The 25,464-nt window shown below is 72.7% G+C and carries 22 protein-coding genes; 5 read left to right on the plus strand and 17 right to left on the minus strand.

Annotated elements, in window-relative coordinates:
• Window positions 1–88 precede the first annotated feature (88 nt).
• The 7 genes from ACQP12_RS30150 to ACQP12_RS30180 all read right to left on the minus strand — a co-directional run bounded on the left by ACQP12_RS30150 (window position 89) and on the right by ACQP12_RS30180 (window position 6,692).
• Window positions 89–1,210 (minus strand): branched-chain amino acid ABC transporter permease, encoded by a 1,122-nt coding sequence (locus tag ACQP12_RS30150; protein WP_433283478.1) that lies wholly within the window; start codon window positions 1,208–1,210, stop codon window positions 89–91.
• Window positions 1,207–2,097 carry a branched-chain amino acid ABC transporter permease gene (locus ACQP12_RS30155; RefSeq protein ID WP_357938901.1) on the minus strand — a complete coding sequence of 297 codons (891 nt, stop codon included), beginning with the start codon at window positions 2,095–2,097 and terminating at the stop codon, window positions 1,207–1,209. The genes ACQP12_RS30150 and ACQP12_RS30155 overlap by 4 nt, the downstream gene beginning before the upstream one ends.
• Window positions 2,094–2,822: an ABC transporter ATP-binding protein gene (locus ACQP12_RS30160; protein WP_433283479.1), complete on the minus strand. Its 729-nt coding sequence runs from the start codon at window positions 2,820–2,822 to the stop codon at window positions 2,094–2,096. Before ACQP12_RS30160 ends, ACQP12_RS30155 begins: the two co-directional genes overlap by 4 nt.
• Window positions 2,819–3,562, minus strand: a complete 744-nt coding sequence (locus tag ACQP12_RS30165) for an ABC transporter ATP-binding protein (protein ID WP_357938905.1) — start codon at window positions 3,560–3,562, stop codon at window positions 2,819–2,821. The genes ACQP12_RS30160 and ACQP12_RS30165 overlap by 4 nt, the downstream gene beginning before the upstream one ends.
• Window positions 3,563–3,565: 3 nt before the next feature.
• Complete coding sequence (locus ACQP12_RS30170) at window positions 3,566–4,768, minus strand: substrate-binding domain-containing protein (RefSeq protein ID WP_433283480.1); 1,203 nt, start codon at window positions 4,766–4,768, stop codon at window positions 3,566–3,568.
• Between the two features lie 276 nt (window positions 4,769–5,044).
• Window positions 5,045–6,298: a DUF7507 domain-containing protein gene (locus ACQP12_RS30175; protein WP_433283481.1), complete on the minus strand. Its 1,254-nt coding sequence runs from the start codon at window positions 6,296–6,298 to the stop codon at window positions 5,045–5,047.
• 139 nt (window positions 6,299–6,437) lie between these two features.
• A complete protein-coding gene (locus ACQP12_RS30180; RefSeq protein ID WP_433283482.1) occupies window positions 6,438–6,692 on the minus strand; it encodes a hypothetical protein in 255 nt (84 codons plus the stop codon).
• A gap of 188 nt (window positions 6,693–6,880) precedes the next feature.
• On the opposite strand from ACQP12_RS30180, the gene ACQP12_RS30185 reads away from it, so the two are divergent.
• The gene (locus ACQP12_RS30185) at window positions 6,881–7,111 is read left to right on the plus strand and encodes a GntR family transcriptional regulator (RefSeq protein ID WP_433283483.1); all 231 of its coding nucleotides are present in this window, start codon (window positions 6,881–6,883) and stop codon (window positions 7,109–7,111) included.
• A 737-nt stretch (window positions 7,112–7,848) separates the two neighbouring features.
• On the opposite strand, the gene ACQP12_RS30190 is transcribed toward ACQP12_RS30185, so the two are convergent.
• Complete coding sequence (locus ACQP12_RS30190; protein WP_433283484.1) at window positions 7,849–8,964, minus strand: glycerophosphodiester phosphodiesterase; 1,116 nt, start codon at window positions 8,962–8,964, stop codon at window positions 7,849–7,851.
• 107 nt (window positions 8,965–9,071) lie between these two features.
• On the opposite strand from ACQP12_RS30190, the gene ACQP12_RS30195 reads away from it, so the two are divergent.
• Complete coding sequence (locus tag ACQP12_RS30195) at window positions 9,072–10,406, plus strand: TrkH family potassium uptake protein (protein ID WP_357938917.1); 1,335 nt, start codon at window positions 9,072–9,074, stop codon at window positions 10,404–10,406.
• Window positions 10,396–11,064: a potassium channel family protein gene (locus ACQP12_RS30200; RefSeq protein ID WP_433283485.1), complete on the plus strand. Its 669-nt coding sequence runs from the start codon at window positions 10,396–10,398 to the stop codon at window positions 11,062–11,064. The genes ACQP12_RS30195 and ACQP12_RS30200 overlap by 11 nt, the downstream gene beginning before the upstream one ends.
• 47 nt (window positions 11,065–11,111) lie before the next feature.
• Here ACQP12_RS30200 and ACQP12_RS30205 read toward each other — a convergent pair whose 3' ends face one another.
• The 7 genes from ACQP12_RS30205 to ACQP12_RS30235 all read right to left on the minus strand — a co-directional run bounded on the left by ACQP12_RS30205 (window position 11,112) and on the right by ACQP12_RS30235 (window position 19,851).
• A complete protein-coding gene (locus tag ACQP12_RS30205; RefSeq protein WP_357938920.1) occupies window positions 11,112–12,731 on the minus strand; it encodes a serine/threonine-protein kinase in 1,620 nt (539 codons plus the stop codon).
• Window positions 12,732–12,802: 71 nt separating this feature from the next.
• On the minus strand, window positions 12,803–14,356 hold the full coding sequence (locus ACQP12_RS30210; RefSeq protein ID WP_433283486.1) for a fused MFS/spermidine synthase: 1,554 nt from the start codon (window positions 14,354–14,356) through the stop codon (window positions 12,803–12,805).
• 36 nt (window positions 14,357–14,392) lie between these two features.
• Window positions 14,393–15,433, minus strand: coding sequence for a coiled-coil domain-containing protein (locus ACQP12_RS30215; RefSeq protein WP_433283487.1), 1,041 nt, complete (start codon window positions 15,431–15,433; stop codon window positions 14,393–14,395).
• Between the two features lie 192 nt (window positions 15,434–15,625).
• Window positions 15,626–16,435, minus strand: a complete 810-nt coding sequence (locus ACQP12_RS30220) for an inositol monophosphatase family protein (RefSeq protein ID WP_357938926.1) — start codon at window positions 16,433–16,435, stop codon at window positions 15,626–15,628.
• A complete protein-coding gene (locus tag ACQP12_RS30225) occupies window positions 16,428–16,880 on the minus strand; it encodes a response regulator (protein WP_433283488.1) in 453 nt (150 codons plus the stop codon). The genes ACQP12_RS30220 and ACQP12_RS30225 overlap by 8 nt, the downstream gene beginning before the upstream one ends.
• Window positions 16,877–18,616 carry a sensor histidine kinase gene (locus ACQP12_RS30230; protein ID WP_433283489.1) on the minus strand — a complete coding sequence of 580 codons (1,740 nt, stop codon included), beginning with the start codon at window positions 18,614–18,616 and terminating at the stop codon, window positions 16,877–16,879. The genes ACQP12_RS30225 and ACQP12_RS30230 overlap by 4 nt, the downstream gene beginning before the upstream one ends.
• Window positions 18,613–19,851: a PP2C family protein-serine/threonine phosphatase gene (locus tag ACQP12_RS30235; RefSeq protein WP_433283490.1), complete on the minus strand. Its 1,239-nt coding sequence runs from the start codon at window positions 19,849–19,851 to the stop codon at window positions 18,613–18,615. Before ACQP12_RS30235 ends, ACQP12_RS30230 begins: the two co-directional genes overlap by 4 nt.
• Before the next feature lie 268 nt (window positions 19,852–20,119).
• On the opposite strand from ACQP12_RS30235, the gene ACQP12_RS30240 reads away from it, so the two are divergent.
• The gene (locus tag ACQP12_RS30240) at window positions 20,120–22,543 is read left to right on the plus strand and encodes a M28 family peptidase (RefSeq protein WP_433283491.1); all 2,424 of its coding nucleotides are present in this window, start codon (window positions 20,120–20,122) and stop codon (window positions 22,541–22,543) included.
• Window positions 22,544–22,636: 93 nt separating this feature from the next.
• Here ACQP12_RS30240 and ACQP12_RS30245 read toward each other — a convergent pair whose 3' ends face one another.
• Complete coding sequence (locus ACQP12_RS30245) at window positions 22,637–23,047, minus strand: FxLYD domain-containing protein (protein ID WP_357938936.1); 411 nt, start codon at window positions 23,045–23,047, stop codon at window positions 22,637–22,639.
• A gap of 299 nt (window positions 23,048–23,346) precedes the next feature.
• On the minus strand, window positions 23,347–24,522 hold the full coding sequence (locus ACQP12_RS30250; protein WP_433283492.1) for a low temperature requirement protein A: 1,176 nt from the start codon (window positions 24,520–24,522) through the stop codon (window positions 23,347–23,349).
• 213 nt (window positions 24,523–24,735) lie between these two features.
• Between ACQP12_RS30250 and ACQP12_RS30255 the strand changes: the two genes are divergently transcribed.
• Window positions 24,736–25,443, plus strand: coding sequence for a DUF4386 domain-containing protein (locus ACQP12_RS30255; RefSeq protein ID WP_433283493.1), 708 nt, complete (start codon window positions 24,736–24,738; stop codon window positions 25,441–25,443).
• The last annotated feature ends 21 nt before the right edge of the window (window positions 25,444–25,464 follow it).

Here is a 25,464-nt window from a genome sequence, read left to right on the forward strand (position 1 = left end):
CCATCGAGCACGGCGCGTCGTGACAATAACTTCATGATCAACGGGGTCGAGGCAACGAGGGCGAGGGGAACGCGGGGGGTGGCGCGGTTCAGGGGCGGCGGCGGGGGAGGGCCGTCAGGAGGGGGTGCAGGCGGGTGCGGAGGCTCGCCAGGCCGCCGGGGAAGAAGTACACCGCCAGGATGAACACCGTGCCGAGGACGAACAGCGGCTGGGACAGCGGGTGGCTGAGGAACGCCGGGAGGCTGTTGACCGCGTCGCTGGTGCCGAAGGCGGTGAGGCGGTGGTCGAGGTACATGTACAGGACGCCGCCGAGCACCGGGCCCCAGCGGGTGCCGGGGCCGCCGAGCACCACCATGACCAGCAGCGAAAGGGTCAGCTCGGACGACGTGATGTGCGGGCTGGCGCCGCCGACGATCAGGCAGTAGACCACCCCACCCGCTGCCGCCAGGCCGCCGGAGAGGGTGAACGCGACAAGCTTGAACCGGTACGGGTCGAGCCCCAGCACCCCGATCCGCCGCTCGTCGTCGCGCAGGCCGGCCAGCACCCGCCCGGTCGGCGAGCCGCTCACCCGGTGCACCACGAGGACCACCAGGGCCAGGTACGCCAGCGCCAGCCAGTAGAGGTTCACCGTGTTGGTGACCCCGACCAGGGCGGCCGGCAGCCCGGAGACGTCCAGCGGCAGCCCCTCCTCGCCGCCGGTGAGCCCGCCGAAGTCCCGGGCCACCAAAATCGCCCCGACCTGGGCGAAGGCGAGCGTCACCATGGCGAACGCGATGCCGACCGTGCGCAGCGCGACCGCGCCGAGCAGCGCGGCGAGGATCGTCCCGCTGGTGACGGTCAGCAGCGCGGCCTGCCAGAGCGGCAGCCCGGCCCGGGTGACCAGCACGTCGGTGCCGTAGACGCCGGCGGCGAAGTAGAGGGCGTGCCCGAAGGAGAGCATCCCGGTCCGCCCGAAGAGCAGGTCGTAGCCGGCCGCCAGGCCGCCGAAGACCAGGCAGATGGCGAGCAGCTGCAGGGTGCCCGGCGAGTTCAGCGGCCCCTCGAAGATGCCCGGCAGGTTGACCGTGGAGTACGGCAGGACCGCCGCCACCACCAGGGCGGCCAGGGGCACGTACGGGCGCAGGCCGTGCCAGCGGGCGTGGCCGGGGGTCAGCTCGTCGGGCACCGCGGCGGGCGGCGCCGCCACCTCGGCACTCTTGACCTCGGTCATGCGTGAGCCACCTTTCCGGCCAGGCCCTGCGGACGCAGCAGCAGCACCACGGCGAGCAGGCCGACCACGCAGAGGTCACCCAGCCCGGACGTGCCGTAGTAGTTGACGAACTGTTGCAGCAGCCCCACCGCGACCGCCGCGTACGCGGACCCGACGACCGAGCCCATGCCGCCGATCACCACCACGATGAACGCGAAGATCAGCAGCGAGCCGCCCTGCCCGGGCGAGACGGTGCCGAAGTAGACCGAGCCGAGCGCGCCGGCCAGCGCGGCGGCCGCCCCGCCGATCGCGAAGACCAGCGTGAACGCCTTGCGCACGTCGATGCCGAGCGCGGTCACCATCTCCCGGTTCTCCACGCCGGCCCGGATGATCAGGCCGTACCGGGTGAACCGCAGGAACGCGAGCAGCGCGCCGAGCACCACCGCGGCGGCGACGATCAGCAGGAGCCCGGCGTTCGGCACCTGGGCGCCGAGCACCGAGGTCACGTCCCGGGTCCAGCCGGGGCGCGGGAACGGCCGCGCGTCGGCGCCCCAGGTGGCCTGGAGCAGCGCCACCCCGGCCAGCGACAGGCCGACGGTGACCAGCACCTGCTCGATGGTGCGGGAGTAGAGCGGGCGGATCAGCACCAGCTCGACCAGCACGGCCACGGCCGACCCGGCGAGCACGCCGAACGCGGCGGCCACCACGAACCCGAGCCCGTCGGAGCCCGCCCCGGGCAGGTTGCCCGCCGCCCACCACGTCGCGTACGCGCCGACGCCGAGGAAGAGGCCGTGCGCGAAGTTGAGCACGTCGGCCAGGCCGAAGACCAGGGAGAGGCCGGAGGCGACCAGGAAGTAGAGCGCCGCCAGGCCCAGCCCGGTCAGCGTCAACAGGATCACCGTGCTCATGCCTTGACCTCCGCGCCCACGCCCAGCAGCGACTTCGTCAGCGCGGTCTCCAGGAGCAGGTCCTGCGCGTTGCCGGTCCAGGCGACCCGGCCGGCGGAGAGCACCACGGCATCCTTCGCCAGTCGCCGCACCACGGCCAGGTTCTGCTCGACCAGCAGCACCGGCACGGATTCCGCGACCCGTTCCAGCACCTCGGCCACCTCGGTCACCACCTTCGGCGCCAACCCCTTGGTCGGCTCGTCGACCAGCAGCAGCCGGTTGTCGTTGAGCAGCACCCGGCCGATCGCGAGCATCTGCTGCTGCCCGCCGGAGAGCGAGCCGGCCCGTTGCCGTCCGCGCCGGTCCAGCTCGGGGAAAAGGGCATAGACCTTGTCGTACGCGGGGGTGGTCCCCCGCCGCTCGGCCAGCCGCAGGTTCTCCGTGACGGTGAGTCCGGCGAAGACGCAGCGGTCCTCCGGCACGTAGCCGAGCCCGCCGCGGACCAGCCGGTGGGTGGGGCGGGCCAGCAGGCTCTGCGCCCCCATCCGGACGGTGCCGCGCACCTCGCCGTTGCGCGGCGTGAGCCCGACGACGGCGCGCAGCGTGGTGGTCTTGCCGACGCCGTTGCGGCCGAGCAGCACGGTCACCCCGGTCGGCGCCACCTCGAAGGACACCCCCTGGAGGATGTGCAGCCCGGCGATCCGCACCGACAGGTTCTCGACGCTCAGAACAGGTTCGACACTCACAGCGACTCCCCCAGGTATGCCTCCTGCACGGTGGCGTTGGCCATCACCGTGTCCGGGGTGTCGCAGGCGAGCAGCGCGCCGTGGTGCATCACGGCGATGCGGTCGGCCAGCTCCAGGATCACGTCCATGTGGTGCTCCACCATGAGCACCGACCGGCCGCTGTCCCCGGTCAGCGACTTGATCACGCTGACCAGTTCGGGCACATCCTCGGCGCTGACCCCGGCCATCGGCTCGTCCAGCAGCATCACCCGGGGCTCACCGGCGAGCAGCAGAGCGATCTCCAGCTTGCGCTTCTCGCCGTGGGCCAGGTTGCCGGCCAGCGCCGTACCCCGGTGGGCGAGGCCCACCCGGTCGAGCGCCGCGTCGGCGGCGGCGGCCACCTCCCGGTCGGCCGCCGCCCGCCGCCACAGCTTCATCGAGCCACCCCGGTGCGCCTGTACGGCGAGCCGGACGTTCTCCCGGACCGTCAGCGACCCGAAGACCGAGGACGCCTGGAAGGTGCGCCCCAGCCCGAGGCGGGCCCGCCGGTGCGGGGGGAGGTCGGTGACGTCCGCCCCGTCCAGCAGGATCCGCCCCTCGGTGGGCCGGCGCAGGCCGGTGATCAGGTTGAACAGAGAGGTCTTGCCGGCGCCGTTCGGCCCGATCACGCCGAGGAACTCCCCGGGCGCGAGGTCGAGGTAGACGGAGTCGACGATGGCGACCTCACCGATCCGCCAGGTCAGACCGCGGGTGGCGAGCACTGGTCAGCCCTTCATCTGCGCGACCGGCGGCGCGGACTCGTCACCGGTCAGGGTCTTCTGCGCGGCCGCCGTGAAGGCGGTGCCGCTGCCGGAGAGCTTCGCCTGGTACATCGGCTGGAGCAGCGCGTGGTCCTCGGCGCGGATGGTCATCTTGCCCTTGACGCCGTCGAACTGCCAGCCCTCCAGCGCCTTGACCATCTTGTCCACGTCGTCGCCACCCTCCTGCACGGCGCGGACGACCATCTGGGCGGCCGCGAAGCCGTCCGGGTGGAACAGGTCGAGCGTGCCGCCCGGGATCTTCGCCTTGGCGGCCTTGGCGGCCTCGGTGTCGCTGGCCCCGTCGAAGTAGTGCGACAGGAAGGAGATCTTGCTGCCGGCCGCGCCGAAGGTGGCCCAGGAGGCGCGGATGTCCAGGCCGGTGACGACCGTGGTGGAGGAGAGCACGCCCTGCTGGTCGAGGGTCTGCCACATGGCCGGGGCGGTGGTGCCGGCCCAGGCGACGAAGAGCAGGTCCGGCTTGGCGGCCTTGATCTGGCTGGCGAACGGGGTGAACTCGGTCGCGCTGGCCGGGGCCCGGACGCTGCTCACGGTCGCGCCGGCGCCACCGATGACGGCCTTGACGGCGGCCTCGTTCGCGTCACCGAAGGCGCCGTCCTGGGCGAAGACGACCACCTTCTTGCCGGCGGCGTCACCGATGAACGACTTGGCGGTCACCACGTCCTGGTACGACTGCCGGCCGGAGCGGAAGGTGTACTTGTTCGCGCCGGTCACCGCGTCGGTGGCGGCCGGACCGGAGATGAACAGCACCTTGTTCTGCGCCGCGATCGGGGCGACCTGGAGGGCCACGCCGGACGAGGTTGACCCGGCGATGATCTTCGTGCCCTTGCCGATGAGGTCCTTGGCCGCGGAGACCGCCTTCGCCGGATCGCCGGCGTCGTCGACCTCGGTCAGCTCGACCTTCCGGTCGCCGACCTTGCCGGTGCCCTTGGTGGCGAAGTCGAGGCCGGCCTTGAAGCCCTCGATGTACTGCTTGCCGTAGCTGGCCAGCGGGCCGGACTGGGAATACACGAGGCCGACCTTGACCGGTGCGGCGTCGCCGCCGCCGGAGGCGGTGTCCTGCGGGCTGCCACAGGCCGTGGCCGCGAGCGCGGCCGCCATCACCGTGGCGGCGGAAAGGAACACCCGTCGCGTGTGCCGGATCGTCATTGCGACTCCAGGTGGGGACAGGGGGAAGTGTCAGTTGTCGGCTCACGCTAGAAGTGACGTCACGCACGGGCTATGTGGCCGAAACACACAAGTAACCAGGGTGGGGTGGCCGACCGTAACAACTGCCTCCAGCCCGTGGATCGTCGCCCCGAACGCGGTGGCCGCCGGCACCACCGGGCGGGGCGCCACTGTGTCGCGCCCCGCCATCGAAACTGCCCGAAACACGGAACGCTCCGGGCACCACGTGCGGTGCCCGGAGCGTTTCGGAGGTACGAGTCAGACGTTGACGCGCATCCTCCGCCGCAGCCGGCTCAGGCCGACCAGGAGGCCGCCGGCGGCCAGCAGGCCGCCACCCAGCGAGGCGGCCTGGATCGAGCTGCTGCCGGTGACCGGCAGCTTGTCGTCCTTGCCCTTCCGCCAGTCCTCGCCGTCCTTGCCGCCCTGCCAGTCCTTGCCGTCCTTGCCGTCCTGCCAGTCCTTGTCGTCCTTGCGGTGGTCGTACTTGCCGTCCCGGATGCAGATCGTGACGGTGGCCGGGTCGGAGACCACGGTCCGGTAGCGGTACTTGCCGACAGCACGGGCGGTGTTCACCACCTTGCCCTCCTTGACGTCGCGCCAGTCCACCTCGTGCGGATGCACGGCGTGACAGTCCGTGCTGGTGCGCGGGGCGAGCGTGGTGTTGTTGCAGACCACGTACCCGGCGGTCGGGTCGTCGACCGAGACGTCGGTGATCCGCACGGTTCCGGTGTTGGCGACCCGGTAGGTGTAGAAGATCTTGTCGCCCTCGGCGGCGTAGCCGTCGTTCTCACAATGCTCGCGGCAGTCCGACTCGACCCGGGCCTTCTTGTCGATCGACAGGCCGACCTGCGGCTCTCCCGGGTACCCCGGGTATCCCGGACCGCCGGGGTATCCCGGGTTCCCCGGGTCGCCCGGGTCGCCTGGGTCCCCTGGGTTCCCTGGGTCGCCCGGATCTCCCGGATCCCCTGGGTCGCCCGGATCTCCCGGATCTCCCGGATCTCCCGGATCCCCCGGGTCGCCCGGATCCCCTGGGTCGCCCGGGTCGCCCGGGTCGCCCGGGTCGCCCGGGTCGCCCGGGGTGTCGGAGGCGGCGCAGGTGTGGGCGAGCACGAAGTTCTCGGCCGTCCCGGAGATCACCGCGGTGGCGCCGGTGAGCGTCCAGCCGGCCGGCAGCCGGATGAACGCCCGGCTCACGCCCTCGAAGTCGACGATCTCGCTGTTCGCCGTGCCGGGGATCGGCCGCGTGACGGTGCCGCCGGACGTGCTGAAGGTCGTCGACAGCGACTGGAAGACGCCGCTGGTCTGCGGGTCGCCGGACAGGTCGAACACCCAGGTTTCCTCGTCCGGGAAGGGCCCGCCGCCCGGGTAGCAGAACTGGGGCGCGTCCTCCGCCCTGGTCGGCACGTCGTCCGGATCGATGCTGATCGTCTGGGCGGCCAGGGCCGGCGTGCCACCCAGCACCAGAGCGCCGGTCAGCAACCCGAAGGCCGCCAACCGCACGCCGATGCTCATTCGCCTGCTCGGCGCAGAGGTCCTTCTCATGTACATCCCCCGTGTCGTGGATCCTTGACACGGGACGAAACGACCGCTAATAGGACATGTTACGCATAGCGGACACGAATCCCTCGGACGATGGAACGTCCTCGGATTCTCACCGGAGACGGGCCGTTGCGCACTCGCCGTCGTGTTCCGCCGGGAGCGGGCACCGCCGGCCCCCGTCGAGCAGCCGATCGCACCATACCCAGTGGCGTACGCACTGCGCGTCCTCGGCCGACACCGTCGTGCCCAGCCGGTCCACGTCGGCGAGGAAGCCGAGCGACCGGCAGATGACCCGCGCGAAACGCCGCGCCCGGTCGAGGTCCGTCGCGAGCACCGGCAGGTGCACGACGAAGCGCTCCTTGTCCACGATGCCCTCCCACCGGGATCCGTCGAGGTCCGGCCCCGCGGCTTGCCGAACCAACCGGAGCCGGACACATCGAAGCTACACCAAATGCTTGTGTAGGTCGACCCTCAGCAGCGCGACACCAAGACCTGTTGCAGTTACTGGTGTAGGCCCGGCATGATCGAGGAGCCGAACCAACCGGAGTCCTCACCATGCCCACAGCCGAAGCTCCATACCGCCGGATCGCCAACGACCTAGCCGCGAAGATCAGAAGCGGTGAGCTCAAGCCGGGTGACAAGCTGCCCTCCACCCGGGAGTTGGCCGAGACCTACGGCGTCCACATGAACACGGCCTCGCGCGCCCTGTCGTTGCTGCACGATCGCGAGCTGATCACCGGCCAGCCGGGACGCGGTACCTACGTGGCCGAGCGACCCGGGCACTAGTCCCCGAGCCGCTACAAACTTGATGTCGTGAACGACTCACGCCCGTCCTTGCCCCACTCGGCCTGCCGCTGACGGCCGCCGCGAGCAGGCGTTCTCGCACAGCGGGGCCCGCCCGGTCGGCTCGGTCGACAGACTCAGCCGTCCGTTCTTGAGTCATTTCCGACATCAGCTCGTCTTGAGTCGTTTCCGACATCAGCTCGGCGGGCACCCGCAGGGACACGGCCGCCGTCACCCGCAGCGAGGCCGGCATCGGCACGGGCAGTCCGTCCGATCCATCCACGTCATCAAGTTTGTAGCGGCTCACACCAACATCTCGGGCCGTCGCGGGGACGGCCCAACGCCCCGACGCCCCAGCGGCCCGACGCCCCAGCGGCCCGACGGCACAGCGGCACAGCGGCACAGCGGCACAGCGGCCCAACGACCCGACGCCCCGACGCCCCAGCGGCACAGCGGCACAGCGGCACAGCAGCCCAGCAGCCCAGCAGCCCAACGACCCGACGCCCCGACCCCCCGGCGGCGCAACGCCTCGGCGCCCTGGCTCCGCGAAGCCGTGGAGCACCCACCGCCGACCCCCGGCAGCAGCACCCCCGGCCGGCCGATCGGCGGAGGGCGGCGGAGGGCCCGCCCAGGGCCGCGTACTCCGGGAAAAGCCGGTGGGGTGACCGGCCGCGACCGGTCACCCCACACGAGGACGGCGTCCGCGCCGGGGCCCCGAGCCGCCCCGGCGCGGACGCCGGTCAGCGTCCCGCGCGCGCCGCCACGGCCGTGTCGGGCTGGTCGGCGAAGGCACCGTCGAGGCCCAGGCCGTAGAAGAGCTCGTACTCGGCGGTGATGTCGCCGCGGGCGTTCGGGTCGGCGCCGATCCGGAAGTCGGCCGGCAGGAACTGGTTCTCGGCGCGGAAGGTCCAGGCGTGCACCAGCAGCTTCACCCGGTGCGCGTCCCGGATCACCGAGGTGGGCGCGAGCAGCTTGCCGGCGGCGTCCCGGGGCACGATCAGGTTCTTGTTGAGGCCGACGCCGTCGGCGTACCGCGCCACCCAGGCCAGGCCGGCGGCGGTGGCCAGGTCGGCGTAGCCGCGCGGGTCGCCGGTGGCGGTGAAGTCGTAGGGGGCGCCCGTGGCGTCCATGAGCTGGACGAGCCGCACGTCGATCATCCGGTCCAGCTTGCGCAGGTTGGCGGTCTCGAAGCTCTGCACGAAGACCGGGTCGTCGCGGTGGGTCAGCTTGTTGGCCTTGAGCGTGGCGACCAGCGGCTCCTCCAGCGCCAGCCCGATCGAGGCGAAGTAGCTGGGGTGCTTGGTCTCCGGGTAGACGCCGATGGTGCGGCCCCGGGCCTTCGACTCGGCGCGGGCCAGGTCGATGACCTCCTGGAAGGTCGGCACCTGGAACCTGCCGTCGAAGGCCGTGTTGGTCACCCGCACCTGGGGCAGCCGCTCCTTGGCGCGCAGCGTCCGCAGCTCGGCCAGGGTGAAGTCCTCGGTGAACCAGCCGGTGACCCTGACCCCGTCGATGGTCTTCGTCGCCTTCCGGGCGGCGAACTCCGGGTGGGCGGCGACGTCGGTCGTGCCCGAGATCTCGTTCTCGTGCCGGGCGACCAGCACACCGTCCTTCGTCGAGACCAGGTCCGGCTCGATGAAGTCGGCGCCCTGGCGGATGGCCAGCCGGTAGGCCTCCAGGGTGTGCTCCGGACGGTAGCCGCTGGCGCCGCGGTGCCCGATCACGATGGGCCGCTGGACCGCGCGGGAGCGCTCGGCGTGAGGCTCCGGGTCGGCCTGGGCGGCCACCGCCGGGGCCACCACGGCCGCCGCGAGCAGCGCGCCGGCCACGCCGAGGGCGGAAAGGGTACGTCGCAACGCCGTCTCCTGTCGTCGAGGGGGTACGCACAGCAGACCGGTTCCGGTTGGCCGCCAGTTGGTCGGTTCCTGGCCTGCCGGTGAATCTCCGGACGGAAGATGACCTGGTGCGCCGTCTGCTCCGGAACCCCGTACGGCTGGTGCCGTTCGGGTTCCTGGCGGTGATCCTGCTCGGCACCGGCCTGCTGATGCTGCCCTGGGCCACCAGCGAGAGCCGCTACACCCCGTTCGTCACGGCGCTGTTCACCTCGACCTCGGCGGTCTCGGTCACCGGCCTCGCCGTCAACGACACGCCGAACTACTGGAACGACTTCGGCCTGGTCATGATCACGGTGCTCACCCAGCTCGGCGGCCTGGGCATCCTGACCGTCGCGGCCCTGGTGATCCTGGTGGTCTCCCGGCAGCTCGGCCTGCGCAACCGGCTGCTCGTGCAGGCCGAGACCGCCGAGTTCGGCATCGGCGACGTGCGCTGGCTGCTGGTCCGGATCGTCACGACCGTCTTCGCCACCGAAGCGGTGATGACCGCGGTGATCACCGGCCGGCTCTGGCTGGTCTACGACTACGACCCGGGGCGGGCGCTGTGGACCGCCGTCTTCCACGCGATCCAGGCGTTCAACAACGGTGGCTTCACCCTCTACTCCGACGGGCTGGTCGCCTTCTCCCGCGACCCGTGGGTGTCGCTGCCGCTGGGCCTCGGCGCGATCATCGGCGGTCTCGGCTTCCCGGCGCTGTTCGAGGCCGTCCGGCTCTGGCGGCGGCCGCGCCGCTGGGCGGTCGCCACCAAGCTGACCATCTGGGGCAGCGTTGTGCTCATCGGGTCCGGCTTCGGGTTCCTGCTGCTCGCCGAATGGACCAACCCGGCCACCATCGGCACCTACGACGCGCCCGGCAAGGTGCTGGCGTCGTTCACCCAGATCGCGCTGAGCCGCACCGGAGGCTTCGACGTGATCAACGTCGACCGGCTCAGCGAGGAGAGCTATCCGCTGCTCATCGTGCTCATGTTCATCGGCGGCGGCAGCGCGAGCACCGCGGGCGGCATCAAGGTCTCCACCTTCTTCCTGCTCGGCTTCGTGATCTGGGCCGAGCTGCGCGGCGAGCCGGACGTCAACGTGGGCGGCCGGCGGGTCGCCACCGCCAGCCAGCGCCAGGCGCTCACCGTGACACTGCTCAGCGTGGCGCTGGTGGTCCTCGGCACGATCCTGCTGATCGTGTTCACCGACCACCTGCGCAACTTCGCCGCGCTCTTCGAGGTGACCTCGGCGTTCAGCACCACGGGCCTCTCCACCGGCCTCGCCCCGGAGCTGTCGAGACCCGGCCAGTACGTGCTCATCGTGCTGATGTTCATCGGCCGGGTCGGCCCGCTCACCCTCGGGTCCGCGATCGCGTTGAACACCCGGCGACACCTGTACCGCTACCCGGAGGAGCAACCCGTTGTCGGCTAGGAGGACGGACGACAGCAGCGTCGTGGTGATCGGCCTGGGCCGGTTCGGCTCCCGGCTGGCCGGCTCGCTGCTGCAACTCGACCACGACGTGCTCGCCATCGACCACGAGCAGGATCGGGTGCAGCGCTGGGCATCCCGGCTGGACCGGGTCGTGCAGGCGGACACCACCGAGGAGAACGTGCTGCGCCAGCTGGGCGTCGCGGACTTCCGCCGGGTGGTGGTGGCCATCGGCGCGTCGGTCGAGGCGAGCGTGCTCACCGTGCTGGCCCTGACCGAGTTGGGGATCCCCCAGATCTGGGCGCGGGCCACCTCGGAGAAGCACGCCAAGATCCTGCGCTCGGTGGGCGTGCACCACGTCATCTTCCCCGAGGCGGAGACCGGCGAACGGGTGGCGCACCTGATCGTCAGCCGGATGCTCGACTTCATGGAGTTCGGCGACGACTTCGCGATCGCCAAGGTCCGGGTGCCCGCGTCGCTGGTCGGCCGGGCGCTGCGCGAGCTGGCCCCGATCGACCGGTACGGGGTGATGGTGGTCGGCGCGAAGCTCCCCGACGAGCCGTTCCGCTACGCCGACCCGGACACCGTCCTCCAGCCCGGCAGCGTGCTCATCGTGGAAGGGCCGATCGACCGGGTGCAGCAGTTCGCCGCCCTGGGCTGACCGTCACTTCTTCTTGCCCTTGCCGTGCCCACCCCCCTTCGGCCGGTCTACCTTGCTTTTCCCTTGCCACTCTCCTTGCCCTTGCCGGACTTGGGCGGCTTGGGCTTGCCGGCGGTCTTCGGGGCGGCCTTCGCGGGCGCCTTCGCCGGAGCCTTGGCGGCCGGCGGCTTCGCGGGCGGTGCGGCGGGCGGCGGCGCCGTGGTCGGCACGGACCCGGCGACGCCGGACACCTGCACGCCGCAGGTGCTCCCGTCGACCTTGAACTCCACCGGCAGCGGGTTGCCCCCGGTGTAGCTGCCCGTCAGCGAGACCTTCTTCGAGGCGCCCGGCGCCAGCGCGGCGTCGGTGGCCGCGGCCTTGACGAGCACCGTCTTGCCCTGCTGGCGCACCGCCGGCTGGGCCGCGCTGACCGTCTGCCTGCCGGGGAAGGTGAAGCTCATGGTCCAGTCACCCAGCTCGCGGGTGCCGGTGTTGGTGAGGGTCAGGTCCGCGGTGAAGTCCTTGCCGGAGTCGCGGCGCAGCACGTAGTCGACCGCGCAGGGGGTCGGCTCGGGCAGGGCCATCCGGGCCTCGGTGGGCTCCACCCCGCCGCTGGCCGGGCTCTTCGAGGTGACCCCCCACAGGGTGGCGGTGACCGCGATCAGGCCGGCGGCGGCCACCCCGGCCTCCACCCTGCGCCGGCGGGCGGCCGCTCGGCGGGTCTTCGTGCGGATCGCCGAGAAGGGCAGCGCGTCGGTCGCCGCCGACCAGGGCAGGATGGTGGTGCCGGCGTTCTCCATGAGCGCGGGGTCGAACTGGCCGAGCGCCGGGGAGACCGGCACGATCGGCGCGATCCCGGCGGCCTCGGCGAGCGTACGGGCCACCTCGGCGGTGGCCGGGCGGTCCTCCGGGCGCTTCGCCAGGCAGCGCCGGACCAGCTCGGCGACCTCGTCGGGAAGACCCACCACCGGCGGCATGGGGTCCGGCTCGTTGTACATGTGGGCGCGGAGCATCTGGGTGGTCGTGCTGGCCTGCCAGGGCAGCCGGCCGGTGAGCATCCGGTAGAGCAGCAGGCCGACCGCGTAGACGTCGGTGGCCGGCGACACCTGGCCGTTGTCCAGCCGCTCCGGCGCCAGGTACGCGGGCGTGCCGAGCAGCGCGCCGTCCGGGCCCTTCTCGCTCTCCCCCACCAGCGCCGAGATGCCGAAGTCGACGACTTTCACGCCGGTCGAGGTGAGCATGACGTTGCCGGGCGTGACGTCGCGGTGCACCACGCCCCGGGCGTGCGCGGCGGCCAGCGCCGAGGCCACCTCCGCGCCGATCGTCAACGCCTCCCGCCAGGGCAGCTGCCCGCCCCGGCCGAGCCGGCTGCTGAGCGGCCCGCCGTCGACCAGCTCCATGACGACGTACGGGACGGTCAGCCCGACCTGCTCGGACTCCCCGTAGTCGTACACGTTGGTGATGTTGGGGTGGCAGAGCCGCGCGGCGGCCTGCGCCTCGACCCGGATGCGGTGGCGGAACGCCTTGTCGCTGGCCAGCCGCGACGCCAGCACCTTGATCGCCACCTGCCGACCCAGCACCTCGTCGTAGCCGCGCCAGACGACCGACATGCCCCCCGCGCCCAGCTGCTCGATCAGCCGATACCGCTCGCCGACCAGCTGCGCGCCCTTCCTGACCGCTGCACCCATGGTCGGTCCAGTTGCCCGTGGGCGGCCCCCGTACACCTCATGGGTCGAAATCGGTCAGGGAAGTCACCCGATCAGGCGGTCGCGAGGAGCTGGTCCACCGGCGCGTAGTCGTCGGTGAGCACCAGCGCGTCCCCGACGAACGCGGTCACCTTCCCGCCGTCCAGCAGCTTCGCCGGCTCGGCAAGCCGGCGCAGCCGCGCCGGCACGTCGGCCAGCGGCAGCGGCGCGTCCGAGGCCACGATGAGGAAGTTCGCGCCGTGCTGGCCGGCGATCGCGCCGGGCGGGGCGATCAGCGCGACGTGGCGGAACTCGGCCGCCACGGTGGCCAGCTCGGCCCGGATGAACCGGTCCGGCGGATAGTCGATGACGTTCTGCACGTAGATCCCGTCCGGGCGGAGCACCCGGCGGATGTCGGCGGCCATCTCCCGGGTGGCCAGGTGCCAGGGCACCACGAGGTGACCGAAGGCGTCGCCGACGATGAAGTCCCGGCTGTCGGTGGGCTCGTCGCCGAGCAGCACCCGCGCGTCCCCCACCCGGGCGCGCAGCTGCGGCCCGGTGCGCACGCCCAGCTCCCGCCGGTCCAGGTCGACCAGCCCGCCGTCGATCTCGAAGACCAGGTTGTCGCTGCCCGGCCGGGTCGCGGCCAGGTAGCGCGGCACGGTGAAGCCACCACCGCCCAGATGCAGCGCGTCCATCCGCTGCTTCGCCGGCCGCGCCAGGTCCGCGACCAGGCCGATCCACTGGGTGTACGCGTACTTCAGGTGGGTCGGGTCGGCCAGGTCCACGTAGGAGTGCTCGGCGGAGTTCAGGTAGAGCGTCCGCCCCTGGGCCCGCTGCGCGTCGACCTCGACGCGGGCGCAGTGGTAGGCGGTCTCCACGTCGCACGGGTTCGGGGCGACCGCGGAGAGGCCGGCCGCCGCCAGGCCGAGCACCGCCAGGGCGGCCCTGGCCCGGGCCGGACCGGGCAGCGCCGCCCCCGCCTGCCGGCGCAGGTACGCCCCGAGCACCAGCCCGGTCACCCCCAGCACGCCGGCCAGCGCCAGCACGATCACCGTGCTGGGCAGGGCCGCCACCAGCACGAAGCCGGTGGCCAGCGTGGCCGTGATGCCGCCCAGGGTGCCGATGCCGGACAGCCGCCCGACCACCTGCCCGGTGCGGCGCAGGTCGGCGAGCTGGAGCTTCACCACCAGCGGAGTGACCCCGGCCAGCAACGCCGCCGGCAGCAGCACCGCCAGCGCGGTCAGCAGCAGCACGGCGCTCGCCGCGCCGCCACGCAGCGCCTCACCGGCGTACCGGACCACCGGCAGGGTGACCGCGGTGGCGATGCCGGCCAGCACCAGGGCCGGGGCGAGCAGGGTGCGGGGGTCCCGCCGGTCGGCCAGCCAGCCACCCATCCACGCCCCGTACGCGATGGCGCCCAGGGCCATGCCGATCACCGAGCTGGTCACCTGGAGGGTCACCCCGACGTACGGGCCGACCAGGCGCAGCGAGACCGTCTCCAGCACCAGCACCGCACCGCTGGAGAGGAAGACCAGGAACGCGGCGAGCCCGTTCGGCAGGGCCCGGGGCGGGACCGGCGCGCTCGGCGCCGGCTCCGCGACGACGTCGGACGATGTGCTGCTCACCGTGGCGATGCTACGCAGCGTTCCCGGCGCGGGAGGTCAATACATCGAGATGTGAACATGGTTTGTGTGGTCCGCGGCGGGACTGCCGCCCCCGCTGTACGCCCGCCACCCGGTGTTCGGCATCCAGATCTGCCGGTACCAGATGACGTACATGATGCCGAGCCGGCTGGCGTTGTTCTTGGCCCAGCTCGCGAGGCTGTCCCCGTACGCCTTGTCGCCGCCGGTAGCGGACTTGTCCTCGAAGCCGCCGGTGGCGGCGGCGAAGTCGCAGGCCCGGCCCTTGGGGTGCTCGCCACCGCCACCGCTGCGGTGGCAGGAGGCGTAGCGCTTGTAGCCGGCGGCCTTGGCCTGCTCGAGCATGTGCAGCGTGCGCGGGGTGATGCAGCCGGAGGCCGGGGTCGGGTCGTTCACCGAGCAGGACTCCGACGGCCACGAGCCGTCCGAGTTGCGCGGCGCCGGCTTGGCCGACGACGAGCCGCCGCTGAACCCGGAGCCGGCACCGGAGCTGACCTTGGCGAGCGCCACCTCGGCGTCCCGCTTCTTCCTGGCCAGCACGGCGAGCTGCTTCTGCTGCTCCCGCACCTCGGTGTCGATGGCCACCTTCGCCTCGGCGGCCTGCGCCTTCGCCTCGTTGAGGTCGTGCAGCCGCTTGCTGTCCCGCTGCGCCATCACGTCCAGCTCGGCGGCCCGCTTGAGGAACGCGTCGGGGTCGGAGCTGCCCAGCAGCATCGACACCGGGGTCAACCGGCCCAGCCGGTAGGACTGCGCGGCCACCTCGCCGACCTGCGCGGACAGCTCGACCAGGCGTGCCTCGACCTGCTTGAGCTGGGCGGTCAGCGCCACCTGCCGGCGCTTGGAGTTGTCGAGCCGGTTCTTGGCCTCGATGTGGCCCCTCGCCGCCGCGTCCAGGGCCGCGCGGAGCTGCTTGGTGCCGCCCTCGTCCGGTGCGTTCGGCGTGGGTGCGGCGGCGGCCGCCCCGGCGGGGGCGAGGCTGGCGCCCAGCAGCAGGGCCGTCGCGGCGAGCAGGGCTAGCAGCGACCGGCGGACGGGCCGGCGGGTGAGCCTGGTCCTGGGCACGTGAGGGTCCTTCCGTCGACCGCCGGCCCCCGAGTCGACCTTGCGCGGCGGCGGCTCCACCGGCGCCGGGCGGCGGCCTGCTGGCGGAGACCGCCGGTCACGATACCGGACCACCGGCCGCGCGCCACGCCCCCGACCTCGGACGACGCGGATCGTCGACGGAGCGTGCCGGGGCCGTCGCGGACCGCTCGCTCAGCCGCCCAGCAGGGCCGCCCGGACCTCTTCCCAGCTCTCCTCGCTGGCCGCGACCAGCAGGCCTTTGCCCTCGTCGGCCGGGTGGTAGTCGGTGCCGTCGAAGCGGCGGGCCACCCCGCCGGCCTCCCGGACCAGCAGGGTGCCGGGGGCATGGTCCCAGGGCAGGGTGCGCCAGAAGAGCACGAACTGCTGCGCGCCGGTGAGCACGTCCAGGTATTCCCGGCCGGCGCAGTGCTGGCCGGGCAGCAGCTCGCCGAGCCGCTCGCCGCCCGCCTCGACGCTCCGCCGGAAGTCCGGGGGCAGGAAGCGGGTCATCGCCGTGCCGCGCAGCGCGCCGACCTCGGGCACCCGCCCGGCGGTGCGCACCGTCGTGCCGTCCAGCCGGGTGCCGTCGCCCACCCGGCAGCTGGCCAGCGCGCCGTCCAGCGGGTCGTAGACCCAGGAGGCGACCGGCACCCCGTCGGTCAGCAGCGCCACCATCAGGGCGAAGGGGCGCCGGCCGGCGGCGAAGTTGGAGGTGCCGTCCACCGGGTCGACCAGCCAGACGTCACCGGCGCCGCGCAGGTGCCGCAGCAGGGACGGGTCGTCGGCGACCGCCTCCTCACCGACGACCACCGAGCCGGGGCGCAGCCGCCGCAGCCCGGCGGAGATCAGCGCCTCGGCCTTCCGGTCGGCGACGGTGACCACCTCGCCGGGGGCCTTCTCGGAGATGTCGGAGTCGTCGAGGCGGCGGAACAGCGGCACCACGATGTCGGCCGCGGCCTCCCGCAGCAGCGCGCCGACCTCCTCCAGCAACGGGTCAGCCACGCGGCGGCAGCTTGACCACGCTGACGAAGAACTCGTCGATCTGGCGGACCACCGAGATGAAGCGCTCGAAGTCCACCGGCTTGGTCACGTAGGCGTTGGCGTGCAGCTGGTAGCTGCGCAGGATGTCCTCGTCGGCCTGGGAGGTGGTGAGCACCACGACCGGGATCCGGCAGAGCTGCTCGTCCTTCTTGATCTCCTCCAGCACCTCCCGGCCGTCCCGGCGGGGCAGGTTCAGGTCGAGCAGGATCAGGTCGGGGGTGACGGCGTCCCCGTACGGGCCCTCGCGACGCAGGTAGGCCAGCGCCTCGGCGCCGTCCGAGACCACGGTGAGGCGGTTGCGGAGCTTGTGCTCCTCGAACGCCTCCTGGGTCATCAGCACGTCGCCCGGGTCGTCCTCGACGAGCAGGACCTCGATCGGGCTCTTGCCGTCCGCCGGCGCGGTCATCCCACGGTCTCCTTCATGCCACCCGTCTCAGTGTCTCGGGCCGCCCCCTCGGGCGTCTCTTCCCGGGCCGTGCCGTCCGGCTGCCGGGCCACGCTCACCGCGGCGTCCTCGGCGCCGTCCCCGGCCGCCGTCCCGTCCCCGGTCGACTCCTCGACCCCGGCCGGCTCCGCCGCCCGCGCCGCCGCGACGTCCTCGGGCAGGGCCGGGAGCGTGAACCGGATGGTGGTCCCCTCCGCGGTGTCGGTGTCCACCCAGACCCGGCCGCCGTGGTATTCGACGATTTTCTTGACGATGGCCAGCCCGATGCCGGTGCCCGGGTAGGCGTCCTTGGAGTGCAGCCGCTGGAAGATCACGAAGATCTTGTCGGCGAACTCCGGCTCGATCCCGATGCCGTTGTCCCGGCAGCTGATCTCCCACTCGTCGTCGACCAGGCGGGCCGAGACGTGCACCTTCGGCGGCAGGTCGGGCCGGCGGAACTTGATCGAGTTGCTGACCAGGTTGGCCAGCAGGTTGGTCAGCAGCGGCTCCTCGCCGCGGATCACCGGCAGCCTGTCCCAGGTCAGCTCGGCGTCGGCGTACTGCCGGGCCGCCTCGGTCTGCCCGGCCACGTCGCCCATCACCTTGTTGAGGTCGACCTCGGTGAAACCGGTGGTGAGCCGGCCGATGCGGGAGAACGCCAGCAGGTCGTTGATCAACCGCTGCATCCGCTGCGCGCCGTCAACCGCGAAGGCGATGTACTGGTCGGCCCGCTCGTCGAGCTGGCCCGCGTAACGCCGCTGGAGGAGCTGGCAGAAGCTGGCCACCTTGCGCAGCGGCTCCTGGAGGTCGTGCGAGGCGACGTACGCGAACTGCTCCAGGTCACGGTTGGACCGGGTGAGTTCCTCGGCCTGCTTCTGGAGCTGGCTGTTGACCCACTCGATGCGCTCACGTGCCTCGCGTACCTCGTCGAGCTCCCGGGCGATCTTCTGCCGCATGAGGTCGATGTCGTCGGCGAGCAGCCGGAACTCCGGCGGGCCGGACCCCTCGATGTGGTGCCGGTAGTCGCCCTCGGCCACCTCGCGCACCTGACTGACGAGGCCGGCCAGCGGCCGGATCAGGATCCGGTCGAGCGAGAGCAGCATGACCGCGCCGGCCACCGCCACCACCAGGGCCGCGATGATCAGGAGCACCACCAGCACGTTGCTCGTCGCGTTGACCTTGTCGGCGGTCTCCTTCCGGACCTCCAGGATCTCGCCCTGGAGGGCGTCCACCGCGGACCGGATGCTGTCGAACTGCTGCCGGGTCTGGTCGGTGATCAGCGCCTGGCCGGCGGACGGGCCGCTGCGCTCGGTCGTGGTGATCACCGGCTCGGCGACGGCGGCCCGCCACTCGGCGGCCCGCTGCTCGACGACGCCGACCTCGCGCAGCACGTCCGGATAGTCGACGGCCAGCTTCCGCATCTCGACGACCGTGTCCTGCTCCCGCCGCAGGCCGTCCTGGTAGGGCTCCAGGTCGTTGCGGTCGGCGTTCACCGCGTAGCCGCGGACCGCGGTCTCCTGGTCGAGCAGGGCGCTCATCAGCTCCTGCGCCTGCACCCGCAACGGGCCGGTCTTGAGCAGCACGGCGTCGATGTTCTGCCGGTTCTTGGCGGCGAGGGTCGCCTCGGCCGCGGCAAGCCCGAGCAGCAGCACCAGGACCACGCCGAGCAGCGCGCCGACGCGCCGCCGCAGGGTCCAACCCTGCTGGTACGCCTTCATCGGCCACTACCCCGGGTGACCAGCAGCATGGCGACGTCGTCGGCGAGCGGGCCGCCGTTGAGCTGCTCGGCCCGGCCGACCAGCCAGGCGGGCAGCTCGGCAAGGGACACCGCGCGGTTGGCGGGGTCGGCGAGCAGGTCGGTCAGCCCCGGCACGTCCAGCCGGTCGTCACCGCTGTCCACCCGACCCTCGATGAGGCCGTCGGTGTACATCAGCAGGGACCAGTCATCGGTGTCGAACTCCAGGTCGAAGGCAACGGGTCGGCGCGGCCGTACGCCCAGAAGCAGACCGCCCCGGGCCGGCACCGGGGCGACCTTACCCCCGCTGAGCAGCAACGGCGGCGGATGGCCGGCGAGTCGCACGGTGGCCCGGTTGGCCGCCAGGTCGAGCCGGGCGGTGGCCACCGTGGCGAAGATCTCCTGAAGCCGGCGCTCGCTCATCAGCACCTGCTCCAGCGCGGGCAGCACCTCGTCGTCCGGCACCCCGGCCAGGACCAGGGCCCGCCAGGCCACCCGCAGCTCGACCCCGAGAGCCGCCTCGTCCACGCCGTGGCCGCAGACGTCACCGACGATCAGGTCGATCCGGTCCGGCCGGGTCTGCACCACGTCGTAGAAGTCGCCGCCGATCAGCGCGGCGTGCCGGCCGGGGCGGTAGAAGGTGTGCACCGCCACCTGGTCGGTGGTCATCAGCGGCTGGGGCAGCAGGCCGCGCTCCAGGCGGGCCGACTCGGCCTGGCGCAGCTCCACCTCACGCAGCCGGCGGGCGTTCTCGTCGGCGCGCTTGCGCTCCACCGCGTAGCGCAGGGCACGGGTCAGCAGGACGCCGTCGACCTGCCCCTTGACCAGGTAGTCCTGCGCGCCCTCGGCGACCGCGACGATGCCCAGGTGCTCGTCGGAGCGGCCGGTGAGCACGCAGACCGCCGCCCCGCTGGCCATCTCCAGCACCTGGCGCAGCCCGTCCAGGCCCTGCGCGTCGGGCAGGCCCAGGTCGAGCAGGACGCAGTCGACCCCCATCACCCGCTGCCGGGCCTCGCTGAGACTGGTGGCGACCAGCAGGTCGATCATCGAGTTGGTCTCGGCGAGCAGCTCGCCGACCAGGAAGGCGTCACCCTCGTCGTCCTCGACCAGCAGAACCCGCAGCCGCTCGCCCGGGGGCACACGGCCGTAGTGCCCGAGCCCGACCTGCGGCGCGACGGGGACACCGGGCAGACCGGTGCCCCGGTGCGGCCGGGTCACCGCCGCGAGACGCGGGAGTTCGCTGGTGATGTCGGGGCTCCTTCCGAGTGCGCTGCTGATCCTGTATCAGACAACGGTCGCACACAACACGACCGGAGTCGGCGCGGGCGGGGCGAGCGGATCCACCCGACGAACAGCGGCACGGCTGACGCCCGATGTTACGCCGCGACGGTGCTCCGGCCGGGAGCGCACCGGCCGGTGGGAGTGCCGCCGCAGGCCGCGGGGGTGCAGGATGATGCCCACCCCCGAAGCACCCCGAGGAGTACCCGTGGGCGTACCCCCTACCCGCCCCGCCGACCGCGCGCCGGCCCGGCCGGGCCCGCCTCCCACCCGACCGGCCGACCGGGCGCTGGCCCGGCCGCGCCGGCGGCTGCCCGCCGCGCTGGCCGCGCTCGCCGCGCTGCTCGCCGTCGGCGCCGGCGTCCTTGTCGACCTGGCCACCCCGGCGCCCCGCCCCGCCGACGCGCCGGCGGACGCGTTCAGCGCCGAGCGGGCGTACCAGCAGGTCAAGGTCATCGCGGCGCGGCCGCACGTGGCCGGCAGCGCCGCCAACGACCAGGTCCGGGAGCACGTCGTGGGCGTGCTGCGCGGGCTGGGCCTGGAGACCGAGGTGCAGGACACGGTGGCCCCGGAGGCCGGGCAGCTCAGCGGGGCGGCCGGCGGCGCGACCCTGGCCCGGGTCCGCAACGTGGTGGCCCGGCTGCCCGGCACCGACCCGACCGGGCGGGTCTTCCTGGTGGCCCACTACGACTCGGTGCAGTCCGGGCCCGGCGGCAACGACGACGCCGCCGGCACCTCCACCATCCTGGAGGTGGCCCGGGCGCTGAGCGCCGGCCCGCGTCCCCGCAACGACGTGGTCCTGGTGCTCACCGACGCGGAGGAGGCGTGCCTGTGCGGGGCCGCCGGCTTCGCCGCCGACCACCCGCTGGCCGCCGACGGCGGCGTGGTCCTCAACCTGGAGGCGCGCGGCTCCACCGGCCCGGTGATCATGTTCGAGACGTCCCGGAACAACGCGAAGCTCGTGGAGGCGTTCGGCCGGGCCGCCCCGCACCCGGTGGGCACCTCGTTCGCGGTGGAGATCTACCGGGCGCTGCCCAACGACACCGACTTCACCGCCTTCCTCGACCACCGGTTCGTCGGGCTGAACTCGGCGTACATCGACGGGGGCGCGGTCTACCACACCCCGCTCGACGTGCCGGCGGCGATGGACCGGGGCAGCCTCCAGATGCACGGGGACAACGCGCTCGGCCTGGCCCGCGAGTTCGGCCGGACGGACCTGCGCGACCTGCGTTCCGGCCACGACGACACCTACTTCCCGGTGCCCGGCGGGCTGGTCCGCTATCCCGGCTGGCTGACGCTGCCGCTGGCGCTGGCCGCGCTGCTCGCGGTCGGCGTGCTCGGCGCTCTGCTGCGCCGGCGCGGCCGGGCCACCACCGGGCGGCTCGTGGCCGGCGCCGGCCTGGCCCTCGTGCCGGTCGTCGCCGCCCCGCTCGGCGCGTGGCTGCTCTGGACCGCGGTCACCACCGTCCGCCCCGGCTACGCCGAGCTGCTCGACCCGTACCGCCCGGTCTGGTACCGGCTGGCCGTGGTGGCGCTCGCCGCCGCGATCCTGTTCGCCTGGTACGCGCTGACCCGCCGCTGGGCCGGCCCGGCCGCCCTGGCGTTCGGTGGCCTGGTGTGGCTGGCCCTCTTCGGGGTGCTCCTCGCCGTGCTGGTGCCCGGTGGCGCGTACCTCACCACCCTGCCCGCCCTCGCCGGCGCGCTGGCCGGCCTGGCAGCGCTGGCCACCCGCCGCGACGGCCCCTGGCCGGTGGTCGCCGTGACCCTGGCCGGCGCGGTGGCCGTGGTGATCCTGCTGCCCACCGTGGTGCTGCTCTTCCCGGCGCTCGGCATGGGCATGGGTGGCGTGGCGGCGCTCTTCGCGGTGCTGCTCGGCCTGGCCGCGCTGCCCGTCGTGGACCTGCTGCACCCGCAGGCCGGCGGCCAGCGCGGCCTGCTCGCGCTCCGGGCCCGCCGGCTCGGCGCGCTGCCGGCCGGCGCCGCCGCGCTCGCGGCCGTGGTGCTCGCCGGGGTCGGCCTGGCCGTGGACCGCTTCGACGCCGCGCACCCCGTGCCGACCCACCTCATGTACGCCCTCGACGCGGGCACCGGGAAGGCGCAGTGGCTCAGTCACGAGGACGACCCGCAGCCCTGGACCGACGGGTACGTGGACCGCGCCGTCTCCGTGGCCGACGACTTCCCGGGGCTGGGTGACGCGGAGCTGCGGGCCGGAGCGGCCCAGGCGGCGAACCTGCCCGCCCCGAAGCTGGAGACCCTCTCCGACACCCGCTCGGGCGACCAGCGGGTGCTGCGGGTGCGGGTGCTGCCCCAGCGGCCGGTCCGGCTGCTCTCCCTGCACGTGGACACCTCGACCGCCGAGGTGCGGTCGGCGACGGTGGCCGGGCGGGACGTGCCGGTCAAGGCGCGCGACGGCCGGTGGGGCTTCGGCGTCGTCTTCCACGCCCCGCCGCCGGAGGGTGTCGAGGTCACCCTGACGCTGGTGCCGAAGGCCGGGCAGGTGAACCTGCGGGCGATGGACGCCAGCGACGGCCTGGGCGGGCTGCCCGGGTTCCGGGCCCGGCCCGCGGACGTCGGCGTGGTCGGCTCGCACAGCTCGGAGATGCTGGCGGTGGCCCGGACCTATCCCCTGTAGCCCGCGATCTCGTCCCGGTCCTGCTCGGCGACGGCATCCCGTTGGTGAGCCGTGTGGCCCCCGGGGGATCGCCCGGGGGCCACGGCGACTAGGTCAGGAGACCTTGTCGATCTTGCAGGTGACGTCACCGGTCACCTTCTGGCTCAGGACGACCATGCCCTCCTCGACGGCCTTCTGGCCGGGCCGCACGTCGGAGACGATGGCGGTGGTGTTGCCCACCCGGGTGCCCTTGGCGTCGAGCACGAACACGTCGACCAGGTACGTGTTCTGGTCCTTGCTGGTGTTGTTCACCTCGACGTCGAACTTCACGTTCGCCAGGAACTCGTCGCCGGCCGACTCGGCCTCGCACGACTTGAGCTCGACGTGCCCGGCCTTCGCATCCTGGCTCTTGCTGATGTCGTCGGCCGCCTTGCCGACCAGCGCGGTGCACGCCACGAGGCCGCCGCCGCAGAGCACGACGGCCAGGCCGGCGATGATGAGGAAGACCTTCAGCCCCGTCGACATCCCCTTCTTCGGCGGGGGCGCGGGGGCGTATCCCGGAGGCGGGGGCGGGGTCGGCTGCGACATTTCGTTGTGCCTTTCATCGATGATCGCGAGACCGCCGGCGGTCGTTCCCGCCGGCGGCCCGCCTGTGCTTGTTTTCGCAGGTCATGGCGACGATCCGGAACGGAAGCGGCGCCCGGCAGAGAGTGGCACAGCCGAGGCCCCCGCAAGATCAACCAGCCCGGTGATTGCCTCCGGACAACCAGTTACTCGAAGCAACTAATTGGCTGATCGGAGCCCCACCGCTCGGCTGAGCATGATCAACCGGGCCGCCCCCGCAGCAGTGGGCGGCTCGACCGCCGGCTCATGGTGTCGGTGACCACCACCCCGGACAGCACCAGCACGATGAGGGCGGCGACCAGCACCGGGTGCCACCCGCCCACCCAGGGCATCACGGCCAGCATCACCGCCAGCCAGAACACCCGACGCCACGGGACCGTGCCGATGATCTTGTAGGTGAACAGGGTGCGGCCCACCAGGAAGAGGGCGGGACCGCCGAAGATCAGCGCGATCCACCGTCGCGGCGTGTCGCCGGTGGGACGTTCGAGGACCAGGTCGAACGCGGCGGCCGTGCAGACGATGCCGGCCAGCATGACGAGGTGGGTGTACGGCGCCAGCCGGGTCGCGCGCCGGAGCACCTGCGGGGCGGTGGTCCGCACGATCGAACCGGCACCCAGAACGTAGATCTGCCAGAGCAGCAGCATGGTGCAGAAAGCGGTCACGAAGGCGGCCGACCGGGCCAGGGTGAAGTCGGACCGGCTGATCTCCAGGGTCGGCACCAGGATGACGTCGCCGAGCGCCAGGATGACGAACTGCTGGTAGCGCTCGCCCAGGTGCTCGGTCGTCTTCTCGTACTGGGCGAGCGGCACCCGGCCGAGACCGGGCGTCGGGTAACGCGCGCCGGCCGAGACGTAGTCGATCGTCACGGCGACGACCCACAGCGCCCACGCCCACCCGTCCGGCAGCAGCGCCCCGCCGATCCAGAAGAAGCCGGAGACCACGAACCAGAAGAGGAAGCGGGCGGCCCGCTGCTCGGCCATGCGCTGGCGCGGGTGCAGCACGGCCACCAGCACCACCCCGCGCACCAGGTGCGGGGTCACGTAGCCGATCGCGAAGACCAGCGCGTGCGAATCGACGGCCAGCCCCGCCGCCGTCACCACGGCACCGAACATGGTCACCATGAGGATGGTCTGGATGGGTCGCTGGTCCGGGTCGTAGAAGTCGGTGGTCGTCGAGGTGATCGACCAGGTCCACCACACCGCCATCAGCATGATCACGACCGGCGCGACGCCGGTCCACGAGGCCCGGTCCGCGATCAGCATCGAAACCAACGCCAGCGCGGCCACGAAGACGACGTCGAAGAGCAACTCCAGCAGGGTGGCGCGGGTCGAGCCTCCCGGCGGGCGCACCAGCTCGCTGCCGCCTCCGGTCGTCATGCCGGGCCTCCCGCCGCCCCGGGCCGCTGCCTTTCCGGCAATTGTCCGGGCAGCGCGGCTCCGCCGGGCCGCTTCCCGCGGAAGTGCACCAACCGGGGCACCGGGCCGACGCCGCGAGGATTGCCCGAGCGGCCGATTCGCCGTCGCACCGATCGGCAGGAGGGTGACCTCATGACCACCGTCGACTGAACGCCAGCAACGAAAGGAGCCCCGATGGACTCACTGAGGAGGACCTCGCTGGTCGCGGGCGGGTTCTACGTGCTGACCTTTGTCTCGATCCCGACCGTCGGCCTGTACGGTGCGGTGCACGACGCGGACTACATCGTCGGCACCACGTCGGAAACCCCGGTCGTCATCGGCGGCGTCCTCGAGGTGATCGTTGCCCTCGCCTGCATCGGCACCGCCGTCGCGCTGTACCCGGTGGTCAAACGGCAGGGGGAGGCCCGCGCGCTGGGCTTCATCGGCGCCCGGGTTCTCGAAGCCGCCGGCATCTTCGTCGGCGTCGCGAGCCTCCTGACGGTCGTGGCCCTGCGGCGGGCCGAAGCCGGAACAGATGCCCTGGTCACCGGTCAGGCGCTGGTCGCCTTCTACGACTCGATCTTCCTGATCAGCCAGGGCTTCCTTCCGGCCGTGAACGCCCTGCTGCTGGGTTCCCTGCTGTACCAGTCACGCCTCGTACCGCGGGTTCTTCCGGTGCTCGGCCTGCTCGGGGCGCCCCTGCTCGTCGTTTCCGACGCCGGCACACTGTTCGGCCTCTGGGACCGCCTGTCCCCGGTGGCGGCGATCGCGGCCATCCCCATCGCCGTGTGGGAGTTCTCGCTGGGCGTCTACCTGATCGTCAAAGGCTTCCGGCCCTCCCCGGTCACCGCGGGAATGGTCACCGCCGCCAGCGCCCGGCCCGCCCGGAGCGCCGCCGTCTGACCATCGGGGGCGCCGCCGCGC

Origin of the sequence: Micromonospora sp. CA-244673 (genome assembly GCF_050948395.1) — a bacterium.
In the GTDB taxonomy this organism is placed as follows: domain Bacteria; phylum Actinomycetota; class Actinomycetes; order Mycobacteriales; family Micromonosporaceae; genus Micromonospora.